We start from the raw sequence: 20,629 nt of genomic DNA on the forward strand, positions 1-20,629 counted from the left end.
GACGATCGTGGGCATAGGCCGGCCATGAAGAGCCGGTTGTGAGCCCGTACGTGGTCGGTGTATGCCCACGATCCTGTGGACGGGCGGACGAATGGACGGTTCATGCCCACATTCAGTCGAGGAAGACGAGAGATGCCGCCAGCATCACAGGACGTGTTGGAACCATGCCGGCAGCGGCAGCTGCCGCTGCCGCCGACAGCACAGCATCGCGCGATAGCGCGATTCCGATACAACAGGTATGCGTGCCATACACACCACAATACGAAGAGCCCGTCATATCGGCCGGATTCGTTGTTCGGTCAGACGGCCGCTATGGCGGCTGCGCGGTCACTTGGCGACTTCGAGCGCCTCCTGAAGCGTGAAGGCGCGCGCGTACAGCGACTTGCCGAGGATGGCGGAGTCGACGCCGAGATCGGCGAGCTCCTTGATGGCGCGCAGGTCATCGAGCTTGCTGATGCCGCCGGACGCGGTCACTTTGGCGTCCGTGCGTTCCGCGACCTCGCGCAGCAGGTCGATGTTCGGCCCGCTCATCATGCCGTCGCGGGCCACGTCGGTCACGACGTAGCGCGAGCAGCCGACCGAGTCGAGGAACCGCATCGTTTCGAACAGGTCGCCGCCTTCCTTGACCCAGCCGCGGGCGGCAAGCGTGTGGCCGCGCACGTCAAGGCCGACGGCCACGCGGTCGCCGTACTTGCGAATCACCGACGCGGTCCAGTCGGGGTTTTCGAGCGCGGCGGTGCCGATGTTCACGCGGGCCGCGCCGGCGTCCAGCGCCGCGTCGAGCGAGGCGTCGTCGCGCACGCCGCCGGACATTTCGATGTTGACGCGGTCGCCGAGCTCGTGCACGATCTCGCGCAGCTGGGCACGGTTGTCGCCCGTGCCGAACGCGGCGTCGAGGTCGACGAGATGAATCCATTCGGCGCCGGCCTCGACCCACGTGCGGGCGGCTTCGAGCGGGGAGCCGTAATCGGTTTCGGAGCCGGACTCGCCTTGGCGCAGGCGCACGGCCTTGCCGTCGCGCACGTCGACGGCGGGAAGCAGGGTAAGGGACATGATGATCAGCCTTTCTTGTTCGCGGATTGTCGGGTCGGTCGGAGTTCGGCCGGAACCTAGAACGTGGACACCCAGTTGCGCAGCAGCTGCGCGCCCGCTTCAGCGGACTTCTCCGGATGGAACTGGGTGGCGAACAGCGGTCCGCGCTCGTAGGCGGCCACGAACCGGCTGCGGCCATAGTCGCACCACGTCACGCGTTCCGGCGCGTCGCCGAAGTCGATCTCAAGCCGGCTCAGGTCGGCCGGTCGCACGTCCATCGCCGCATACGAGTGCACGAAGTAGAAGCGCTCGCGCTCCACGCCTCGCATGAGCACGGAGTCTTCGGCCGCGTCGACCGTGTCCCAGCCCATGTGCGGCACCACGTCGGCGTCGAGCAGGTCGACCGTGCCGCCGATCAGTCCGAGACCCGCGGCCTCGTGACCGCGTTCCAAGCCGCGTTCGAACATGATCTGCTCGCCCACGCACACGCCGAGCACGGGGCGGCCGGCGCGCAGCCGGTCGGCGATCACGCGGTCGCCGGACATCTGCTTCAGGCCCTCCATGCATGCGGCGAACGCGCCCACGCCGGGCACGACCAAGCCGTCCGCCTCAAGCGCCTGCCGATAGTCGGAGGTCAGGGTCACGTCGAGACCGAGGTTGGCGAGCGCGCGCACCATGGAGCGCACGTTGCCGAATCCGTAGTCGAATACCACCACCGATGTCATGTTTGGTTCCTCTCGTCATGCGTCCGCGCGGGGGCGGACGGAAGTCCGGACGTTCTACTGGATGCTGCGCGAGCCGCCGCGGCCGAAGCGCGTGTGTTCGGCGAGCACCTGCATGGCCTGGTCGTGGGTCATGCTGGAGGAGGCGACGATGGTCGCGCCCTGCGCCTTGAGGCTGTCGAGCCCGCCGATGCCGAGCATCAGGTCCTCGACGAACGGCGCGGTGGCGTTGAACAGGATCGGCGGCGCGAACGTTTCGCCCGGCTTGCCGCGCAGGTACATGGTGGCTTCGAGCTTGTCGGCGCGGTTGACGGCGAGCACGACAGCCATGCCGTCGACCACGGTGGTCAGGTCCTTTGCGGCGGCTTCCGGACCGTCGCCGTCGAGGCCGCGCAGCACGGCCACGGCGCCTTCGGGCGAGTCGACGCAGTCGGCGGAGATGTCGGACAGCTGGCAGAACGCGGCGAGCAGCTGCGCGGAGGCGACGCGCGTGATGATCACGGCCGCCTTCGCCTTGTTGCCGAGCAGGCCGGCGAGCTCGTCCTCGAACTGGGAGGACAGGTCCGCGGGTTGATCGTTCCGGTCCTGCGCGCCGTCGTCCGTCGCGTCGTCGTCCTTGAATTCCTGCTCGAATCCGGCGAGCGCGGCTTCCAGCTCCTCGTCGCTGAAATGCGCGTCGTCGGCTCCGAAGTCGTCCGGATTCAGATCGTCCGGCTTGTCGGTGTCGTCGTGGCGATCGTCGCTCATCACAGCGCGCCCTTCGTGCTCGGGATCAGGCCTTCGATGCGCGGGTCGGGTTCGATCGCGAACCGCAGCGCGCGGGCCAGCGCCTTGAATTCGGCTTCGGCGATGTGGTGCGGGTCGCGGCCGGCGAGCACCTGCATGTGCAGGCAGATGCCGGCGTGCAGGGCGATCGATTCCATGACGTGGCGCACGAGCGAACCGGTGAAGTGGCCGCCCATCATGCAGTATTCGAAGCCTTCCGGCTCGCCGGTGCACACGCAGTACGGGCGACCGGAGATGTCGACGACGGCCTTGGCGAGCGCCTCGTCGAGCGGCACGGTCGCGTCGGCGAAGCGGCGGATGCCGCGCTTGTCGCCGAGCGCCTGCTTAAGCGCCTCGCCGAACACGATGGCCGTGTCTTCGACGGTGTGGTGCACGTCGATATCGGTGTCGCCCCACGCCTTGATCGTGAGGTCGATGAGCGAGTGCTTGCCGAGCGCGTTCATCATGTGGTTGTAGAACGGCACGGACGTGTCGATGCTGGTCTGCCCGGTGCCGTCGAGGTTCAGTTCGAGGTCGATGTGCGATTCGCTGGTTTCGCGGATGATGTGCGCGGTGCGTGCCATGTGATGCTCCTTACACTGCTGAATGTCTGGTTCGGGCGGTCGCCTGTCCGTTCCGCCCGAACCGTTATGTGCCGTTTGTCTGCCGGATCTTCGGTCCGAATCGTAGCCGTCGGGCCGCGACGGGCTACTCGGCTTCCACGATGCGCAGCACCTCGCCGAGCGCCTCGCGGAAGCGGGCCATTTCGTCGTCGGTGCCCATGCACACGCGCAGCCAGCCGTCCGGGCCGACGACGCGGATGAGGATGCCGCGGTCGAGCAGCGCCTCGAAGATGCGGTCGCGCTTGTCGAAGTGGCCGCCGAAGAGCAGGAAGTTCGATTCGGATGCGGCGACTTCGAGCGGCTGGCCCTGGTACGTCTGGCGCTTGAGCCATGCGGCGGTCTGTTCGCGGATCTCGCGCAGGTGCGCAACCTGGCTGAGCTGTTCGTCGGTGTGCTCGAGCGCGGCGAGCGCGGCGGCCTGCGTGACGGCGGACAGATGGTACGGCATGCGCACGATGCGCACGCAGTCGATGATGCCCTTGCTTGCGGCGAGATAGCCGACGCGCGCGCCGGCGAACGCGAACGCCTTGCTCATGGTGCGGCTGACGGCGAGGTTCGGATGCTTGTCGATGAGCGTGACGGCGCTCGGCGTGCCGGGGTTGCGGAATTCGACGTACGCCTCGTCGACGACGACGATCGGGTGCACGCCTTCGGCGGCCCCGGCCACGTCGGCGGTTTCGCACACGTCGAGGATGCGCTCGAGGTCGGCGGGCGGCAGCGGCGTGCCGGTCGGATTGTTCGGGCTGGTGAGGATCACCATGCTCGGCTTGATCTCGTGGATCGCCTTGACGGCGGCGTCGACGTCGAGCGTGAAGTCGGCGTTGCGGTGGGCGAGCTTCCAGCCGGTGAACGTGTCGCGCGCGTATTCGGGGTACATGGAGTACGTCGGGTCGCAGCCGAGCGCGGTGCGGCCCGGGCCGCCGAACGCCTGGAAGAGCTGGAGCATGATTTCGTTGGAGCCGTTCGCGCCCCACAGTTGGTCGACGGCGAGGCGCGCGCCGGACTCCTTGGCGAGGTAGTCGCTGAACGCCTGGCGCAATGCGATGTGCTCGCGGTCGGGGTACCGGTTGAGCGTATGGGCGATCTCGCCGACGCGCTTCGCGATGGTCGCGCACACGTCGGGGTTCGGCTCGTACGGGTTCTCGTTGACGTTGAGGCAGACCGGCACGTCGAGCTGCGGCGCGCCGTACGGCTCCTCGCCGATCAGGTCGTTGCGCAGCGGCAGGCTCGCCGGAATCGCGTTGGTTTCTTCAGTCATGCTACTTCCCTATTCCGTTCCTTGGCCCCCTCGGCTGAGGGGGCTGTCAGCAAAGCTGACTGGGGGAGCGTCAACGACGCGGAACGTTCCAGAACCTCTGGCAGCCCGCAATCAATCTATGGTCGACAACTCCCCGCATCACATCGGCATGCGGTTATTATTTACCGCAAACCCGCTTCCTTCTCCTGTTCGCGCAGCGTGGCCTTGTCGTACGGGTCCTTGACGAAGCGGGACAGCACGCATTCGCCGTGGGCCGGCAGGTCCTCGGACACGGCGAACGCGTTGATGCGCGCGGCGAGGGCCTTCAGGCCCTCCTCGTCGTATTCGATGACTTCGACGGGCTTCATGAACGTGTGCACGCCGAGGCCGGCGGCGAAGCGCGCGGTGCCGCCGGTGGGCAGCACGTGGTTGGAACCGGACATGTAGTCGCCGAGCGGGACCGGCGAGTAGGGTCCGCGGAAGATGGCGCCCGCGTTCTTGATGCGCTTGACGACGGCGTCCGCGTCGGCGGTCTGGATCTCAAGATGCTCGGCGGCGTATGCGTTGGCCGCGTCGATCGACTGGTCGAGGCCGTCGGTGAGCACGATCGCGGACTGCGTGCCGGACAGGGACGTGTGGACGCGTTCGGCGTGCTCGGTCTTCGGCACGCGGTAGTTGAGGTTCTCCTGCACCTTGTCGGCGAGTTCGGGATCGTCGGTGAATAGCACGGAGCCGGCGAGCTCGTCGTGTTCGGCCTGACCGATCAGGTCGGCGGCCACGAGGCTCGGGTTGGCGGTCTTGTCCGCGATGATGCCGATTTCGGTCGGGCCTGCGACCGCGTCGATGCCGACGAACGCGGAGACGAGCGACTTGGCGGTGGCGACGAAGATGTTGCCCGGACCGGTGATCTTGTCGACCGGATCGCACAGCACCTCGCCGTCCTGCGGCTCGGAGCCCTTGGCGCCGTAGGCGAACATGGCGATGGCCTGTGCGCCGCCGACCGCGTACACCTCCTTGACGCCGAGGATGGCGCAGGTGGCGAGGATGGTCTTGTTCGGCAGGCCCTTGTCGTTGTCGCGCGCCGGCGGGGTGGCGATGGCGAGCGATTCGACGCCGGCGGCCTGCGCGGGCACGGCGTTCATGATCACGGACGACGGGTAGACGGCCTTGCCGCCGGGCACGTAGAGGCCCACGCGCTGGATCGGGATCCAGCGTTCGGCGACGCGCGCGCCGGGCGCGAGATCGGTGTGGAAGTCCTTCGGCACCTGATTCTGGGCGACGGCGCGGGCGCGGCGCACGGATTCCTCGATGGCGGCGCGCACTTCGGGGTCGAGCGTGTCGAGCGCGGCCTCGATCTCCTCCTCTGGCACGCGCAGGTGCTCGGGGCGCACATGGTCGAACTTCTCCTCGAAGTCGCGCAGGGCCGCGGCACCGCGCTCCTTGACGTCTTCCAGGATCGGGCGCACCAGATCGGTGGCCTCGGAGGTGCCCATCGCGGCGCGCGGCATCGCGGCCAGCAGTTCGGCACGGGACAGTTTGCGACCGCGAAGGTCGATGATTCGCATGATGTTCTCGCTCATACCGCCCCATCGTAACAACGTCGCCTCACGAACCGCCGCCCAATGTCCGTTTTCACCCGAATCGTGAGATATCGCACGGATTTCGCCGTTCACCGTGTCGCGACAAGCTCACGCACGGGGACGAGCGACACGTCGAGCAGCTCGCAGACGGTCTCGTCGGAGGTTTCCATGCGCGCGGCCATGGGAGAATCGACGTTGACCTTCGCGCCCTTCTTCAGCGGCGTGATCACCAACGTCAGTCCGTGTCCGGGGATGCGGTCCGCGAACTCGCGCAGTCCGATATCCCACGGGTCTCCGTTGCAGAAATTGTCGTGCACCAGCTCGGATCCGCAGAACAGCCAACCGATGTCGCCGCGGTAGCGGATGCGCAGCAGCGCGTCTTTCGCCCCCAGCTTGGACAGGAAGCCCGACGGCAGCCCGATGGCGTACCGATCGTCGGCCAACCGCGTCACGGTCGGAGTCTGCATCCGGTCCGGATCCGCAATGGCGTCCGGAGACGACACCTCTTCCGCGACAACGGGCGATTCCGCGACCATGCCCGTCTTGTCAAACACGATTTCCGCTCGCCCCAGCAGGTCATCCGGCCCGTCCGATCGCACGGGCACGTTGCCCAGAGACCGGCAATAGTCGGCCGGGTACACGACGATGCCGGCCCCGTCGCGCATGCTTTCGACGACAAGTTCGCCGTCGCGCTCGTATACGGCGTCGTCGGAGAAGACCAATGCCTCGCCGCGCACGACGAACATGCGGTCGGCGGTCGGCCGGTTCACGCATACGATCCGTGCATGCGCGCCGTCAACCGTGACGTCGAACCGGGCGAACGCGGCCCGTTCCGGAACAAGCACGACCGTACGCCCGTACTTGTCGCGTTCGACGGCAATGCGAAGATCCTCGCCGTCGTTCGCGCCAGCCGGATCGCGTCGGGACAGACATCCGGACACAGCGGCGTCAGCGTCGAACACGAATCTCCCCTCCCCCATGCCGCGCGGCGTGAGGAACACGAACGTGTCGGCGTTTTCCCCGTGCGGGCGAATGCGCGTGACCGGCTGCGCGGTCGCCGTCCGCAGCATGATGCCGTCCAAGTCCATGTTGAACGGGAGCACGCAGTTTTCGTCGGCCGCGAGCGACAGCCGGTCGAACACGGCGTCGTCCCCGTCCGCAAGACGGATCGCCACGCTTTGGTCGTGCCGGTCCTGCATGGTCGCATGGTCTTGGAAATTGTTGAGGAACAGGAATCCGCGCGTGCCGTCGGTGCGCAGCGCGTACCTGAGCGAGTCGAGGTCGTCGGGGCGGATCGCGGCGGATTCGCGCGGCGTCACAGTGTCCATGCGGCACAGGTCGTCGCCGAACGCGTTCGCGAAGTAGTGCAGTGATTTGACGCGGCGATAGGATTCGCGCAGCTGGCCGAACTCGCCGATGGTCGCCTGATAGTCGTAGGAGATCTTCGACACCTGTGACTCGTTGAAGTAGATGCCGTCGCCTTTCGGGTTCGTGCCGCCGTGGAATACGTAATAGCCGAGGAAGTTGCAGCCGGACGCCATCTTCACGTTGGTCATCGCGTCGACCGACTTGTATGGCAGGCTGAACCGGTAGTGGTAGGAGACCATCATGCCGCCGCCCATTTCCGCGCATGCGTACGGCCGGGTCGTCGGATCGTACGGAGGCCTGAAGTCTCCGGCGAGGACCGGGTCTTGGGATCGGTAGTCTCGGTACACGTATTCCTCGGTGAGCGGATGTTTGCGCGGCTGTCCGTCGGACTGGTTCTGGTAGAAGATCCATGGCCAATACGCGTAGCCGCCCCACAGGGGCAGCATGTCGGGAGGCACGGGCGCCCCGCCCCATCCGGTGCACGTATAGAACGGGACGCGGATGCCCGTTTCGACCGCAATGCGTTTGAGCGCGCGCATGTACGCGTCGCCTTCGCGGCTGCTGTACACCCATTCGTCGGAGATGCCGGTGGTCATCTCCCACGGGGCAGACGAGTGCATGTACTCGTTGTCGAGCTGTGAGGCGATGATCGGGCCGCCGTCTTCGTAGAGGAGTCCTTGAATCTGCTCGCCGATCCTGGCGTAGTAACTTCGCACGTCGTCAAGAAAGCCCTGATCGCATGAGCGGACGCGATATGGCTTGCCGTACAGCCAGTCGGGCAGGCCGCCGTTGCGGCATTCGCCGTGGTTGAACGGGCCGGGGCGCAGGATCACGTACAGGCCGTGCTTCGCGCACAGTTCGACGAATGCCCGCAGGTCGCGTGATCCGGTGAAGTCCCAGACTCCCTCGTGCTCTTCGTGATGGTTCCAGAACACATAAGTGGATACCGTATTCACGCCGGCCATGCGCATCTTCGCCAGTTCGTCGTCCCATCGGCGGCTGCTCATGCGGGAGAAGTGGAGTTCTCCGGCGATGATGTACCGCGGTCGGCCGTCGAACGTCAGGCCGTGGTCGGTGAAGCCGATGCGCGGGCGGTCCCGCGGCTGATAGTCGGTGGTGATGTCGATCGGCCGGCGGGCTGCCGGGACGAATGAGGTCAGGTCGATGCGATGGTCATCAGTCATGTCGGATTGTCTCCTATGGTTGCGTGTGCGCGGCGCAAGAAAAGGCGGACTCGGCCGCGGAAAGGGGAATCCCGCGCGACCGGGTCCGCGCAGTATGGCTGGCGGAGCTACTTCACCTGCTCGTCATACGCCTTCTGCCACATTTCGGTGTTCTGGTCGATGTTGAGTGACTTGAGCTGCTTGACATACGCGTTCCACGAGGCGTCGTCGAGACCGCCCTTGACGATCCAGCTGGAGATCACCGGGATCGCGTAGTCGTAGATCGCGGCGTTGTTGTTCGCGAACGTGTTCGTGTCCGCGCTGTCGAGGCGCACGTAGATCGGCATCGCGTCCTTGGTCATGTCGTAGTTCGCGTACTGGTCGTCGTACACGCGGTCGATCTTCTGCATGCTGTCTGCGGCGGTGTCGTTGACGATGGTCACGTCGTCGGGGATCCAACCGGCGAGACGGTCCTCAAGGGCGGGGGTCTTGCCTTCATTGGCCGCGTCGTAGAACTTCTGCTCAACCGTGTACGTGTGCCCGTCCTGCTTGAGATATCCCTCGCTGATCGTGCCGCGCAGCTGCTGGACGGAATACTTCTCCGAATACAGCAGGTTGATGACCTTCAGGCACGCGTCCTTGTACTTCGTGTTCGCACTCATGGACAGCTTGTAGTCCTCGTACTCGTTGTATTCGCGCGACGCGTCCCACACGACCTCGCTCTGGCTGACGCCGGGCGCGGCCGGCACGGGGATGCCGATGTACTCCTCGTTGAGCGACGTGCCCCAGTTGGCGATGTTCGACTGGTCCCACGTGAACAGCACGCCGACCTTGCCGACCTTCTCCCCGTCGCCCTTGATCTCGTTCCAGTACGTGTCGATCTGCTTGGTGACCCACGTGCTCGGTGCCAATCCATCGGCGGTGAGCTGGTGCAGGTATTCGATGACCTGACGGAATTCGTCGCTGATCGCCCAGTTCTTCACCTTGCCGTTTTCCACGTAGATGCCGGACGACGACGGTCCGTTGTTGAACTGGGTGACGATGCCGGTCGAGTTGAGGAACAGGAACGGGCTCCACCAGTTGCCGAGGTTCGACGTGTCGAGCGGCCGCAGGTCGATCGGGTACTCGTCGGCCTCGCCGTTGCCGTTCGGATCCTGCGTCTTGAACGCCTCGAGCACCTTGGTCAGTTCGTCCCATGTCTTCGGCACTTCGAGGCCGAGCTTGTCGAGCCATGCCTTGTTGATGAGCATGTGCTGTCCGGACGCCTGGTATGCCTTGCCTCGCGACGACGGCAGCGTGTAGATGGTGCCGTCTTTTTCCACGAGCTTGCGGGCGAGCGGCTTCGCCTTGAAGAACGCCTGCACGTTGGGCAGCTTGTCGAGGTCCTTGGAGAGATCTTCGAACGCGCCGGCGTTGCGTTGGGCGTCGGACGGGCTGAAGCCGCGGATGGTGATGTCGGCGAGATCGCCGGATGCGAGGATCGCGTTGCGCTGGTTGGTCCATGCGCTGTCGCCGGTGTTCTGCCAGGTGATGTCGACGCCCGCCTCCTTGGCGAGTTCCTTGGCCCATCCCTGCTTGCCCGGGGAAATCTGGGTCGATCCGGTGTTCACCATGATGGTGATGTGCGGTTTGCCTCCCGCGGTGTCCGTGTTGGCCGCGCCGCAACCGGCGAGCAGCAGTCCGACAGCACATGCAGCCGATGTTGCGGTGATGACTTTCCCAAACGCGTTCTTCTTACGCATGGCACTTCTCCTCGATCAGTCATTGATCTTTTCGCAGGCAGCTTTGCCCACGACGACATCCACGCCGGTACACCGGTGTTTCAGCCATATATAACGTTATAGCAAATGCAGCGACTCCCGTCAATCAGCGACATGCGGATGTTTGCACCGCCCGAAGGGCGACCGTGCTCATTGCCTCAGCGTGGCAACGGCTGGGTAGAGGGCGGCGAAGCGGGGGTAGACGGCGGCGTAGGCGCGCTCGGCGGCCTCGTCAGGCTCGTAGGTGGTGGTGTCGGCGACGGCCGCGACGAGATCGGGGCGATTGAAGACGAGCGAGGCGAGCGCGACGGCGGGCAGGATGTCGGCGTTGGCGAACACCTCGACCGGATGGCGCAGCATGGAGGCCAGGATCCGGCACCATGAGGTTTCGCGTGCGCCGCCGCCGATCAGCGAGATCGAGGCCGGCGGCACGTCAAAACTTTCCATGCCTTGCCGGATGGAGAACGCGACGCCTTCGAGCGCGGCGCGCAGCATGTCGCCCGCGGTCGTGGCCGGCGAAAGCCCCACGTAGGCGCCGCGCACGGTTGGGTTCATCACCGGGAACCGCTCCCCCACCAGATACGGCAGGCACAGCACGCCGTTCGCGCCCGGCCCGGACGCCTCGATCAGCGCATGCGCGCGGTCGTAGTCGCCGTCGGCCAGCAGCCCAACCGCCCAACGATGCACGTCGCCGGCGTTGAGGAACGGCACCGCATTCACGTATCCGCCCGCCGCGCCGAATCGCAGGTTTGCCGCGCCCGGTTTGTCGACGAACGGTTCGTTCGACACGGTTGCGATCCAGCCGGAGGTGCCGAGGTTGATGTTGTATTGTCCGGGTCTGCCGACGCCGCTGGCGAGCGTGGTCGCGCCCGCATCGCCGATGCCGGCGTACACCGGCGTGCCGGCGGCGAATCCGGTCGCCTCGGCCGCCGCGGCGGTCACCGCGCCGACGATATCCTGCGGGCGGTGCAGTTCGGGCAGCAATGTCGCGTCGATGCCGGCCGCGGCGCACAGTTCGGTGTCCCACCGGCCGGTGCGGATGTCCATCGCGCCGGCCGTGGAGCAGGCGGCCACGTCGCCGACGGTGACGCCGGCCAGCCGTGCGACGAGATAGTCCTTGGAACTGATGAGCACGTGCACGATTCGTGCGAATGCGTCCGGCTCGCGATCGCGCAGCCACATGAGTTTCGGCAGCGGCAGACAGCCTTCGAGCCGGTTGCCGACCGCGGCGAGGAACCGTCGCTCACCGCCCGGGTAGGTTTCCGCGATCGCCGCGGCCTGTTCGTCCGCCCGGCCGTCCGAGTACAGGATCGCGTTGCGCACCGGCCGCAGATCAGCGTCGAGCGCGATGACGTCCTGCATCTGCCCGCTGCAGATGATGCCGCGAATACGGTCGGCGCGAAAGTCCGGATCGGCCTGCACGGCGTCGCGCAGCATTGCGCGGGCGACGTCGCGGAACGCGTGCCACCATTGGTTCGGATCCTGCTCGCGGGCGTCGCCGTCGACGATCAGGTCAAGGTCGCCGCTCGCCGACGCGACGACACGGCCATCTTCGTCAACCAGCGCGCCCTTGATCGCCGTCGTGCCTGCATCGAATGTCGCCGCATATTTGCGCATCTTCTGTCCTTTCTTTCGTCATCGGTCGCCCGTCGCAGCCATCGTCACGCGGCCGATCGCGCTCAATCGCAGTCAAGCCGTCGCGTACCGTCACGCATCGCGTGCGCGACGTTCAGAACGTCAGCCGCATCTGATGCCAGACGACGCCACCGTGGGTCGAACCGGAAACGCCTTCGTCCACGTATCCGAACCGCGCGTAGAAGCCGACGAGCCGGTCCTTGCAGGTGAGCACCAGACCAAGCCGTCCGGCCGCGCGCGCATCGGCGATCACGCGGCGCATGAGCCGGCTCGCATAGCCGCGATGCTGCGATGCCGGCGCGGTGTCCACGCCGAAGATCATCTGCCATGCGCCGTGCGGGTCGTGTTGCGACGCGTCGTCGTACATGTCGTCGGTCAGGTCGCGCCGGTCGGTCGCGAATCCGTTGACGAACGCGACGATCGTGCCGTCAGCATCGTCCGAATCGTCGCACAGCAGCCAGAAGCATTCGGGATAGGCGACCAGCCGCGCGCGAATCGCGTCCGGATCCGCCGCTTCGGCGGGCGGAAAGCATGCGGCCTCGATCGCCGCGAGCGCGGCCGCGTCGGCCATGGTCGCGTGCCGTATCGTCAGATCCCTGCCATCAATCGTCGAGTCGGTCATGCGTCCAGTCATACCATCATCGATCGGCGATCGCATGTCGTTCCCCACATAAGAAAGGGCGGCGAACATCGTCGTTCACCGCCCCGCGCGCGATCGGCGGCCGCCTCATCGCCGCCGCCGGACCGCCATCCGCTACTTGGTCAGGTCGTGCGCCATTTCCTCGAACGCGGCGAGGTACGTGTCGCACGCCTTCTCGTCATGGAACACGGACAGCGTCCACTCCTCCTCGCGGCCCGGCGCCATGTAGACGCCGCGGTTGGCCTGATAGAGCCATGCGAGCTGGTTGAGCGCCGCGTTCTGGCCCTTGCGGAAGGAAACGTAGTCGGTGATCTTGTGCGGGGAGAACGTCACGCAGCCCTTGGCGCCGAAGCCCTGCGCGTAGCCGGGGAAGTCGTACTTCTTGATGATCTCGCGACAGCCGTCCATCAGGCGCTGGTTCATGCGGTCGAGATGCTCGTACGCGGCCGGGGTGAGGACCTTTTCGAGGCTGGCGCGTGCGGCGGCCATGGACAGCGGGTTGCCGGAGAACGTGCCGACCTGGTAGACCTCGCCGTCCTCGACGACGTGCATGACCTCGTTCGTGCCACCGATCGCGCCGGAGGGCAGGCCGCCGGCGAGCGACTTGGCGATGGTGACCATGTCGGGGGTGACGCCGAACAGCTTGGTGGCGCCGCCGGGGCCGACGGTCAGGCCGGTCTTGACCTCGTCGAAGATGAGCACGATGCCGTGCTTCTTGGTGACTTCGCGCACGCCTTCGAGGTAGCCGGGCTCCGGCGGCACGATGGACATGTTCATCAAGCAGGCTTCCATGATCAGGCAGGCCGGCGGGTTGCCTTCGGCCTCCATTTCCTCGATGCGGTGCTCGAGCGCGTCGAGGTCGTTGAACGGGACCGGCACGGTCAGGTCGACGGTGGCCTGCGGGATGCCCGCGCCGTACGGCAGGGACTTCAGGTGGTAGCGGTCGCCGATGTTGTTGTAGTCGGCGTAGATGGAGATCATGACCGCGTCGTGGTGGCCGTGGTAGGAGCCGAAGATCTTCATGATGTGGTCTCGGTGCGTGTACGCGCGGGCGATGCGGATGGCGTCCATCGTGGATTCGGAGCCGGAGTTGTTGAAGCGCCACTTCGGCAGGCCGAAGCGCTTGGCGAGGTTTTCGGCCACGACCACGTCGTCCCAGTCGGGCATGGCGAAGTGGGAGCCCTTGGAGAAGCGGTCGTTGACGGCGGCGGCGATGTCCGGGTTGGCGTGGCCCTGCAGCATGGCGCCGAAGCCGTTGTTGAAGTCGTAGTATTCGTTGCCGTCGACGTCCCACATCTTCGAGCCCTGGCCGCGGTCGACGTAGATCGGCCACGGGTCGCGCAGCTGGTAGGAGGAGGCGACGCCGTTGCACAGGTGCTCGCAGGCGCGCTTGTACATCTCGTGCGACTTGCCGAGCTTGGCGTTGAGCTTGTCGCCTTCTTTCTCGGTGAGTTCCTTGATCTTGGTTTCGTCGATGGTCGCCGCCATGATGTCGCTCCTTAGTCTTGGCCGGTGTGATGCGCGTCGTTGCGGATGCCGCCGATCCGATCGCGCGCTGCGTTGCTTGTGCCACGCGTTTCGCGAGATCGTGCGGTCCGTACTGCGTTTTTCCCAACGGTTATAGATAATCACCTATTTATTTCGTAGCGATTACCGTAATATGCCACGATTTACTCACCCATGTTGCGCGTATGTTGCGAAATACGCAGCACTATGCTCGACGCGGTGCGACACGACCGGCCGGCGATACGACAAAGCCGCGCAGGCGACGTGCCCGCGCGGCTTGGCGTTCGGTTTTTTGGCGTTCGACGTTCCGCCATCAGCTGCGGAAGTCCTCGAACATCATCGTGTAGTTGTCGTTGAGCTTGTTCGAGCAGCGTTTCTCGAGGATCGCGTGCTTCTCCTCCGCGGCTGACGGCACGATCACGTTGAGCTTGCGCATGGCGGCCGGCAGCAGTTCGTCGCCGCCCTTGAGCACGCTGCCCGCGCCCGCGTTGCGTTCGACCGCGGTCTTGTTGGCCGGGTCGAGCATCCAGTTGATGAACGTCTTGGCCTGTGCGATGTTCTTCGCGCCGCGCGAGATAGCCACGTTGTCGACGAACTTGTTCGCCCCGTCGCTCGGGAAGACGAATCGCAGGTTCGGGTTGCCGCTCATGGCCTGATAGGCGTCGTAGCTCCATGCCATGCCGACCTTCTGCTCGCCCGAGGCGAGGCGGTCGGCCACGCCTTCGGAGCTCATCACGCCGAGCTTGCCCTTGTAGCTTTCGAGCAGGTTGGCCGCGTCCTGATAGTCCTGCGGGTCGGTGGCGCACTGGTCGGAGCCGACGGCGCGCAGGGCCGCGTTGACGACTTCGATCTGGTCGCCGAGCAGCTGCGTCTTGCCCCACGAGGCCTTGGGATGGAAGAAGTCGTTCCACGACGTGGGCGCGTCGGAGGCGGGGATCGCCTTCGCGTCGTACACGATGCCCGTGTAGCTGACGATGTACGGGATGGAGTATTCCATCTTTTTGTCGTAGTACGGGTTGCGGAATTCGGCTTTGATGTTGCCGGCGTTCGGCAGCGTGCTCACGTCGAATTTGACGAGCAGATGCTCGTGGATGAGCTGTTCGACCATGTAGTCGCTGGGCATGACGATGTCGTACCCCTCGCCGCCCGTGGACTGCAGCTTCGCCTCGAGCGCCTCGTTGCTGTCGAACGTGTCGACGGTGAGCGAGATGCCCGTGTCCTTCTCGAACGCCTTGACCACGTCGTCGGGCATGTAGCCGGCCCACGTGTAGACGTGCAGTTCGCCGCCGGTCGCCGCCCGGTATTTGCCGACCGCGCTTACGGTCGCGCCGGACGCGACGTCGCTCACGCCGCCGGAGCAGCCGGCGAGCGAGACGGCCGTGAGCCCCGCCATCGCGAGCGCGAGCCCGCGCATCATCGCATGTTTCGCGTGTCCCATCATCGCTCCCCCTTACTTGTCCTTGCGGTTCGTCAGCAGCGTGGACGTGACGGTCACGATCACGGCCAGCAGCAACAGCAGCGCGGCCACCACGTTCACGCTCGGGTTCACGCCCTTGCGGATGAGCGAGAAGATGTAGATCGGCAGCGTGGTGGTGCCGGCCGTGGTCAGGAAGTTCGAGATCATGAAGTCGTCCATCGACACGACGAACGCCATGAGCGCGCCGGAGACGATGCCGGGCACGAGCAGCGGCAGCGTCACGCGCATCACCGTGGTCGCGCCGGATGCGCCGAGGTCTTCGGCCGCTTCGAAGCAGGCGTGGTCGATGGTGGCGAGACGCGCGCGGATCGGCATGACGACGAACGGGATGCAGAACGTGGTGTGCGCGAGCACGAGCGGCACGAAGCCGGGCGCGAGCCCGATGAGCCGGATGAACGCCATCGTCGCGACGCCGAGCACGATTTCGGGGATCAGCATGGACGCGTTGATGAGCATGGACGCGAGCGCCGAGCCGGCGCGCGACATGTGGTCGACGGCGAGCACGTACAGGACGCCGAGCGCGGTGGACAGCGCCGTGGCGATCACGGCGACGGTCAGCGACGTTTCGGTCGCGTTGACGATCGCGCCGTTGGTGAACACGCTGCCGTACCAGCGCAGCGAGAATCCCTGCCACAGCAGCGCCTGCTTGCCGCCGTTGAACGAGAAGAACACGACGATCATCATCGGCACGTACAGAAACGCGAGCACGGCAACGCTCAGGAACCCGACGAGCGGGAAGCGTTTGAGCCGGTTGTCCTGCCGGCCGGACCGGCGCGTGCTCCACGCACGATCGGGACGTTTGTTCTCAAGCCCTTCGGGCATGCGCACGCCGTCGTTGCCGGCCGCCTGCACGCGGGCGACCTTCGCGCCGAATTCGCTGGCGTTGCCGTATCGGATCGCGGACGGATCGGTGTCGTGGTTGATCATGCTCATCGCGCACCCGCCTTTCTGGAGGCCATGCCGCCCATGATGGACGCGGCGAGCGCGCCGAGCAGCGTCACGGCGAGGATTACGGTGGACAGGGCCGCGCCGAACGGCCAGTTGCGCGCTTCGGCGAACTGGGAGGCGATCAGGTTGCCGACCATGAGGACGCGTCCGCCGCCGAGCAGTACGGGCTGCACATAGGAGCCGAACGCCGGGATGAAGCACAGGGCGATGCCGCTCATGACGCCCGGCATGGCGGCGCGCAGGATGACGCGGCGCATGACGGTGGGCTTGTGCGCGCCGAGATCGTAGGCCGCTTCGACGAGCCGGAAGTCGAAGCCGGACAGCGCCGAATACATGGGCAGGATCGCGAACGGCAGGAACGTGTAGATCAGACCGATCACGGAGGCGAACGACGTGTACAGCAGCTGCTGCGATCCCATGCCAAGCAGGCGCAGGAGCCAGTTGACGGGACCGTTTTCGTTGAGGATGAGCATCCATGCGTACGTGCGCACGATCAGGTTCGTCCAGAACGGGATGGTGACCAGCAGCACGAGGATCTGCTGGGCCTTCGCGCTTTTCATGGACATCCACAGGGCGATCGGGAAGGCGAGCGCCACGCAGATCGCGGTGGTGAGCAGTGCCTGCCACAGCGAGGTGCCGAGCACGGCGAGGTAGCGCGCGTCGAACGAGCGGTTGCCGAAGTAGTCGTGGCGGAACAGGAGTTTTTCGTAGGCGTCCGTGGAGAAGCGGAACACCACGCCGCCGCCCATGTCGGGCCGGCTCATGAACGAGAACGCGACGATCACGCCGATCGGGCCGAGCGTGAACAGCAGTCCGATGAGGATGGACGGCACGGACCACAGGCGGTTCAGCATGCCGGGTTTGACGGGGTGCGCGGAGGCGAACCAGCGCTTCCACGCCGGGCGGTCGCCGCGCTCGGTGCGGTCGCCGTGTTCGCCGCGTTTGTCGGCGGGTTGTGTGGTCGCGGTCTTCGGATTCGGATTCGCGCCGCTCATCGTTCCACCACCCTGATGTGCGCGGATTCGACGTTCACCGACACGGTGGCCCCCTGGTGGAGCACGGCCGTGTCATACGGCGGGGAGAGCCGGACGAGCAGCATGGTGCCGTCGGTCAGTCGCACTTCGCAGCGCACGTCCGCGCCCATGAACATGAGCGTTTCGACGGTGCCCTTGAGCGCGGTGTCGCGCGGCGCGGTCAGTTCGATGCGTTCGGGGCGGATGGCGGCGCTGATTGCGGCGCCGGCCGGCCATGCGGACAGGTCCTGTTCGACCTTGAACGGCACGCCTTCGACGGTGATTTCGTTCGCGCCGGTTGTGACCGCGTCGACGAAGTTGATGTCGCCGATGAAGTCGGCGACGAAACGGTTGGCCGGCTCGTTGTAGATTTCCTCGGGCGTGCCGATCTGCTCCGGCTTGCCTTTGGAGAAGACGGCGATGTGGTCGCCCATCGACAGGGCCTCCTCCTGGTCGTGGGTGACGAAGATGAACGTGATGCCGGTTTCGCGCTGGATGCGCTTCAATTCGACCTGCATCTGCTGGCGCAGCTTGAAGTCGAGCGCGGACAGGGATTCGTCGAGCAGGAGCACTTTGGGCCGCTTGGCGAGGGAGCGGGCGAGCGCGACGCGCTGCTGCTGGCCGCCGGACAGCTGGTTGGGACGCCTGCCGCCGAATTCGCCGAGGTGGACGAGGTCGAGCATCTCCTGCACGGTCTTTTTGATCTCGCCCTTGGATTTGTGCTCCATTTCGAGACCGAAGGCGACGTTCTGCGCGACGGTCAGGTGCGGGAACAATGCGTAGCTTTGGAAGACGGTGTTGACCGGGCGGTCGTAGGGCGCGAGCTGGTCGATGCGCTGGTTGCCGAGGTAGATTTCGCCGGCGTCGAGCGATTCGAGGCCGGCGATGGAGCGCAGCAGCGTGGTCTTGCCGCAGCCGGAGGGGCCGAGCAGGATGAAGAACTCGCCTTGGCGGATGGCGATGCTCACGTCGTCGATGGCGTGGACTTCCTTGCCTTCGGCGGATCGGAACGTCTTGCGCGCCCGGTTGATCGTCAGTCCGGATTCCCGTCGTTCCACTTCGGGATCGCGCGCCACCAACGGCTTCGCACTGTTCATCGCGTCTCCTTTTGCTTGGCTCGTCACATCACACTGGACAGTGAAGAAGACCGCGATTTCCATAAAGTAAACGCAACATTGCAATTTATTTCGTCACGAAACCGAATGATTACATTGAAAACCGAAATTACATGCCCTTGACACAACGAAAACCGCAATTTCACATCGGCTCGTGCATAATGGGAACCCGCAGACAACGAATATCGCAGCGAGCATCGCCGCGACTCATGCGGCACACGGAACCCGAGGTGGTCATATGGGCACGATCAGAACCGGCAGACTGGACCGGACGGACGTGGATGGCACGGCGCAGGACGCGCAGCCGGCCGTCATGGACGCGACGAACAAGCGCATCATCGCCCTCCTGCAGGAGGACGGACGCCGATCATACGTGTCGATCGGCAAGGAGATCGGCCTGTCGGAGGCGGCCGTGCGCCTGCGCGTGCAGCGCATGCTCGACGACGGCATCATGCAGATCGTCGCCGTCACCAATCCGATGGACATGGGCTTCCGCCGGCAAGCGATGGTCGGCATCACGGTCGACGGCGACATCGAATACGTGGCGAACGAACTCAAGGAGATCGCGCACATCGACTACATCATCATCACGGCCGGCCGCTTCGACATTCTCGCCGAGATCTTCGCCGAGGACGACGAAAGCATGCTCGAACTCGTCAACCGCCACATCCGCAAGATCGACGGCATCGCCCGCACCGAGCTCTTCACCTACATGCGCCTCGAATCCCAGCGCTACGACTGGGGCGTGCGCTAGCCCTTTACCGACTTCGCAAGTCGTTCCGCCAAATGCAACATGCGCACCGAACGAGGCTGGGGTCGGCATATGCAATGCTCGACCGTATGACTTGGCCGAGCGGCCCGGAGCGTGTCGAGCGTTGTATATGCCGGCCTCAGCCGGACACCGACGAAACGTAACGAATCAGCGAATCCCAGTGACCGTCAGATCACGTGGTACTCGCGCAGAAGCGTGGCGATGTCGGTGCCGTCGAGCTTCTTCAAGATCTTGGCCAGCACCGCGCGCTCCATGAAGTTGAGCTTCATGTCCGTGACCGGCTTGCCGTCGCGCAGCTTGACGGTCGCGTTGAGCAGGTTCCTCACGTCGTAGACGCTGCCCCACACCTCGGGCACGCCGCGGTCCACGTCGAGCAGCGTGTACACCGCCTCCATGCCGGTGCGCATCGAGTATTCGGTGGTGAAGATCGTGTCACGCGGCGTCTCGGCGAACTGGCCGAGGAACGCGAAGTTGACGGCACCGTCTGGCACGACGTCCGGGCGGTCGCCGGCGGCGCGCGGCATGAAGAACGCGGTGATGTACGGCATCATGACCGGCACGGTGTTGGCGTGGCTCTTGGCGAGCGCCTCGATTTTGTCGGTCGGCACGCCCATATGGTAGAGCCATTCTTCGCAGATTTCCTCGCCGGTGCATTCGGTCATCGGCTTCTTGACGTAGTTGCCGGGCTTGTCGGGGAACAGGCCGTACACCCACACGCACAGCTGGTCCTTGGGCTGGTCACGGAACTGCTGCTGGCGGTTGAGCGTCCAGCTCATGAGCCAGTTGGAGTCGGTGACGGTGACGATGCCGCCGGTGACGACGTGCCCGGTGAACGGGTCGCGCTTGCAGATGCGCTGGATGTACGGCGGGATCTCCTTGTCGAGCGTGGTCACGGTGGCGCTCATCCACTTGGTGGCCTGCGGGTCGGAGCAGAACGTGTCGGGATGGCCGAAGCTCGGATCCTGCTTGGCGATGCGGCGCCACATGTCCCAGCCGCCGCCGGGCTTGATGTCGGGGTTCCACGGGGCGGGCGCATGCTGCGAGCCCATGGTGGAGTTTTCGACGCAGCCGCCGTTGGTGATGAACACGTAGTCGTCGGGCGTCAGGTCGATCGAGGACTTGTCGCCTTCATGGTCGATGTCGATGCGCACGGCGTGCAGTTCCACTACAACACCAAGGTCGACAACGTCGAATTCGCGATCGGCGGGGGAGACGGCCCCAAGCACGAGCGCACCGGCGTCGGCCAGGACACGATCCTCAAGATCCAGGCCAC

Annotated in this window: 16 protein-coding genes and 1 pseudogene; 1 reads left to right on the forward strand and 16 read right to left on the reverse strand. The window is 65.4% G+C overall.

Features of this window, described 5'->3' with window-relative positions; all coding sequences use genetic code 11:
- Positions 1-327: 327 nt before the first annotated feature.
- From priA to KIH79_RS11415, 15 genes are all read right to left on the reverse strand, one after another.
- Positions 328-1,053 (reverse strand): bifunctional 1-(5-phosphoribosyl)-5-((5-phosphoribosylamino)methylideneamino)imidazole-4-carboxamide isomerase/phosphoribosylanthranilate isomerase PriA, encoded by a 726-nt coding sequence (gene priA / locus KIH79_RS11345; RefSeq protein ID WP_219059475.1) that lies wholly within the window; start codon positions 1,051-1,053, stop codon positions 328-330.
- 56 nt (positions 1,054-1,109) lie between these two features.
- Complete coding sequence (gene hisH / locus KIH79_RS11350) at positions 1,110-1,757, reverse strand: imidazole glycerol phosphate synthase subunit HisH (protein WP_219059476.1); 648 nt, start codon at positions 1,755-1,757, stop codon at positions 1,110-1,112.
- Between the two features lie 54 nt (positions 1,758-1,811).
- Positions 1,812-2,501 carry a hypothetical protein gene (locus tag KIH79_RS11355; protein WP_236023824.1) on the reverse strand — a complete coding sequence of 230 codons (690 nt, stop codon included), beginning with the start codon at positions 2,499-2,501 and terminating at the stop codon, positions 1,812-1,814.
- Positions 2,501-3,103: an imidazoleglycerol-phosphate dehydratase HisB gene (gene hisB / locus KIH79_RS11360; protein ID WP_219059477.1), complete on the reverse strand. Its 603-nt coding sequence runs from the start codon at positions 3,101-3,103 to the stop codon at positions 2,501-2,503. Before hisB ends, KIH79_RS11355 begins: the two co-directional genes overlap by 1 nt.
- A 124-nt stretch (positions 3,104-3,227) precedes the next feature.
- Complete coding sequence (locus tag KIH79_RS11365) at positions 3,228-4,400, reverse strand: histidinol-phosphate transaminase (RefSeq protein WP_219059478.1); 1,173 nt, start codon at positions 4,398-4,400, stop codon at positions 3,228-3,230.
- 161 nt (positions 4,401-4,561) lie between these two features.
- Entirely contained in the window at positions 4,562-5,959 is a 1,398-nt protein-coding gene (gene hisD / locus KIH79_RS11370; RefSeq protein ID WP_219059479.1) for a histidinol dehydrogenase, read from the reverse strand.
- 89 nt (positions 5,960-6,048) lie between these two features.
- The gene (locus KIH79_RS11375) at positions 6,049-8,511 is read right to left on the reverse strand and encodes a beta-galactosidase (protein WP_219059480.1); all 2,463 of its coding nucleotides are present in this window, start codon (positions 8,509-8,511) and stop codon (positions 6,049-6,051) included.
- Between the two features lie 107 nt (positions 8,512-8,618).
- Positions 8,619-10,232, reverse strand: coding sequence for an extracellular solute-binding protein (locus KIH79_RS11380; protein WP_219059481.1), 1,614 nt, complete (start codon positions 10,230-10,232; stop codon positions 8,619-8,621).
- Between the two features lie 168 nt (positions 10,233-10,400).
- Entirely contained in the window at positions 10,401-11,867 is a 1,467-nt protein-coding gene (locus KIH79_RS11385) for a xylulokinase (RefSeq protein WP_219059482.1), read from the reverse strand.
- Between the two features lie 112 nt (positions 11,868-11,979).
- Positions 11,980-12,519 (reverse strand): GNAT family N-acetyltransferase, encoded by a 540-nt coding sequence (locus KIH79_RS11390; protein WP_236023825.1) that lies wholly within the window; start codon positions 12,517-12,519, stop codon positions 11,980-11,982.
- A gap of 120 nt (positions 12,520-12,639) precedes the next feature.
- Positions 12,640-14,013, reverse strand: a complete 1,374-nt coding sequence (locus KIH79_RS11395; protein ID WP_219059483.1) for an aspartate aminotransferase family protein — start codon at positions 14,011-14,013, stop codon at positions 12,640-12,642.
- A 331-nt stretch (positions 14,014-14,344) separates the two neighbouring features.
- Positions 14,345-15,472, reverse strand: a complete 1,128-nt coding sequence (locus tag KIH79_RS11400) for an ABC transporter substrate-binding protein (protein WP_219059484.1) — start codon at positions 15,470-15,472, stop codon at positions 14,345-14,347.
- Between the two features lie 9 nt (positions 15,473-15,481).
- A complete protein-coding gene (locus KIH79_RS11405; protein ID WP_219059485.1) occupies positions 15,482-16,441 on the reverse strand; it encodes an ABC transporter permease in 960 nt (319 codons plus the stop codon).
- Positions 16,438-17,451, reverse strand: a complete 1,014-nt coding sequence (locus KIH79_RS11410) for an ABC transporter permease (RefSeq protein WP_219059486.1) — start codon at positions 17,449-17,451, stop codon at positions 16,438-16,440. Before KIH79_RS11410 ends, KIH79_RS11405 begins: the two co-directional genes overlap by 4 nt.
- Complete coding sequence (locus KIH79_RS11415) at positions 17,448-18,566, reverse strand: ABC transporter ATP-binding protein (protein WP_219059487.1); 1,119 nt, start codon at positions 18,564-18,566, stop codon at positions 17,448-17,450. Before KIH79_RS11415 ends, KIH79_RS11410 begins: the two co-directional genes overlap by 4 nt.
- A 256-nt stretch (positions 18,567-18,822) precedes the next feature.
- Here KIH79_RS11415 and KIH79_RS11420 point away from each other — a divergent pair, with 256 nt between their 5' ends.
- On the forward strand, positions 18,823-19,338 hold the full coding sequence (locus KIH79_RS11420) for an Lrp/AsnC family transcriptional regulator (RefSeq protein ID WP_219059488.1): 516 nt from the start codon (positions 18,823-18,825) through the stop codon (positions 19,336-19,338).
- A 185-nt stretch (positions 19,339-19,523) separates the two neighbouring features.
- Here the strand turns inward: KIH79_RS11420 and KIH79_RS11425 are convergent.
- Positions 19,524-20,510, reverse strand: a pseudogene (locus KIH79_RS11425) (oleate hydratase); the annotation flags it as partial.
- Positions 20,511-20,629 lie beyond the last annotated feature (119 nt).

The organism is Bifidobacterium miconis (assembly GCF_019331735.1).
In the GTDB taxonomy this organism is placed as follows: domain Bacteria; phylum Actinomycetota; class Actinomycetes; order Actinomycetales; family Bifidobacteriaceae; genus Bifidobacterium; species Bifidobacterium miconis.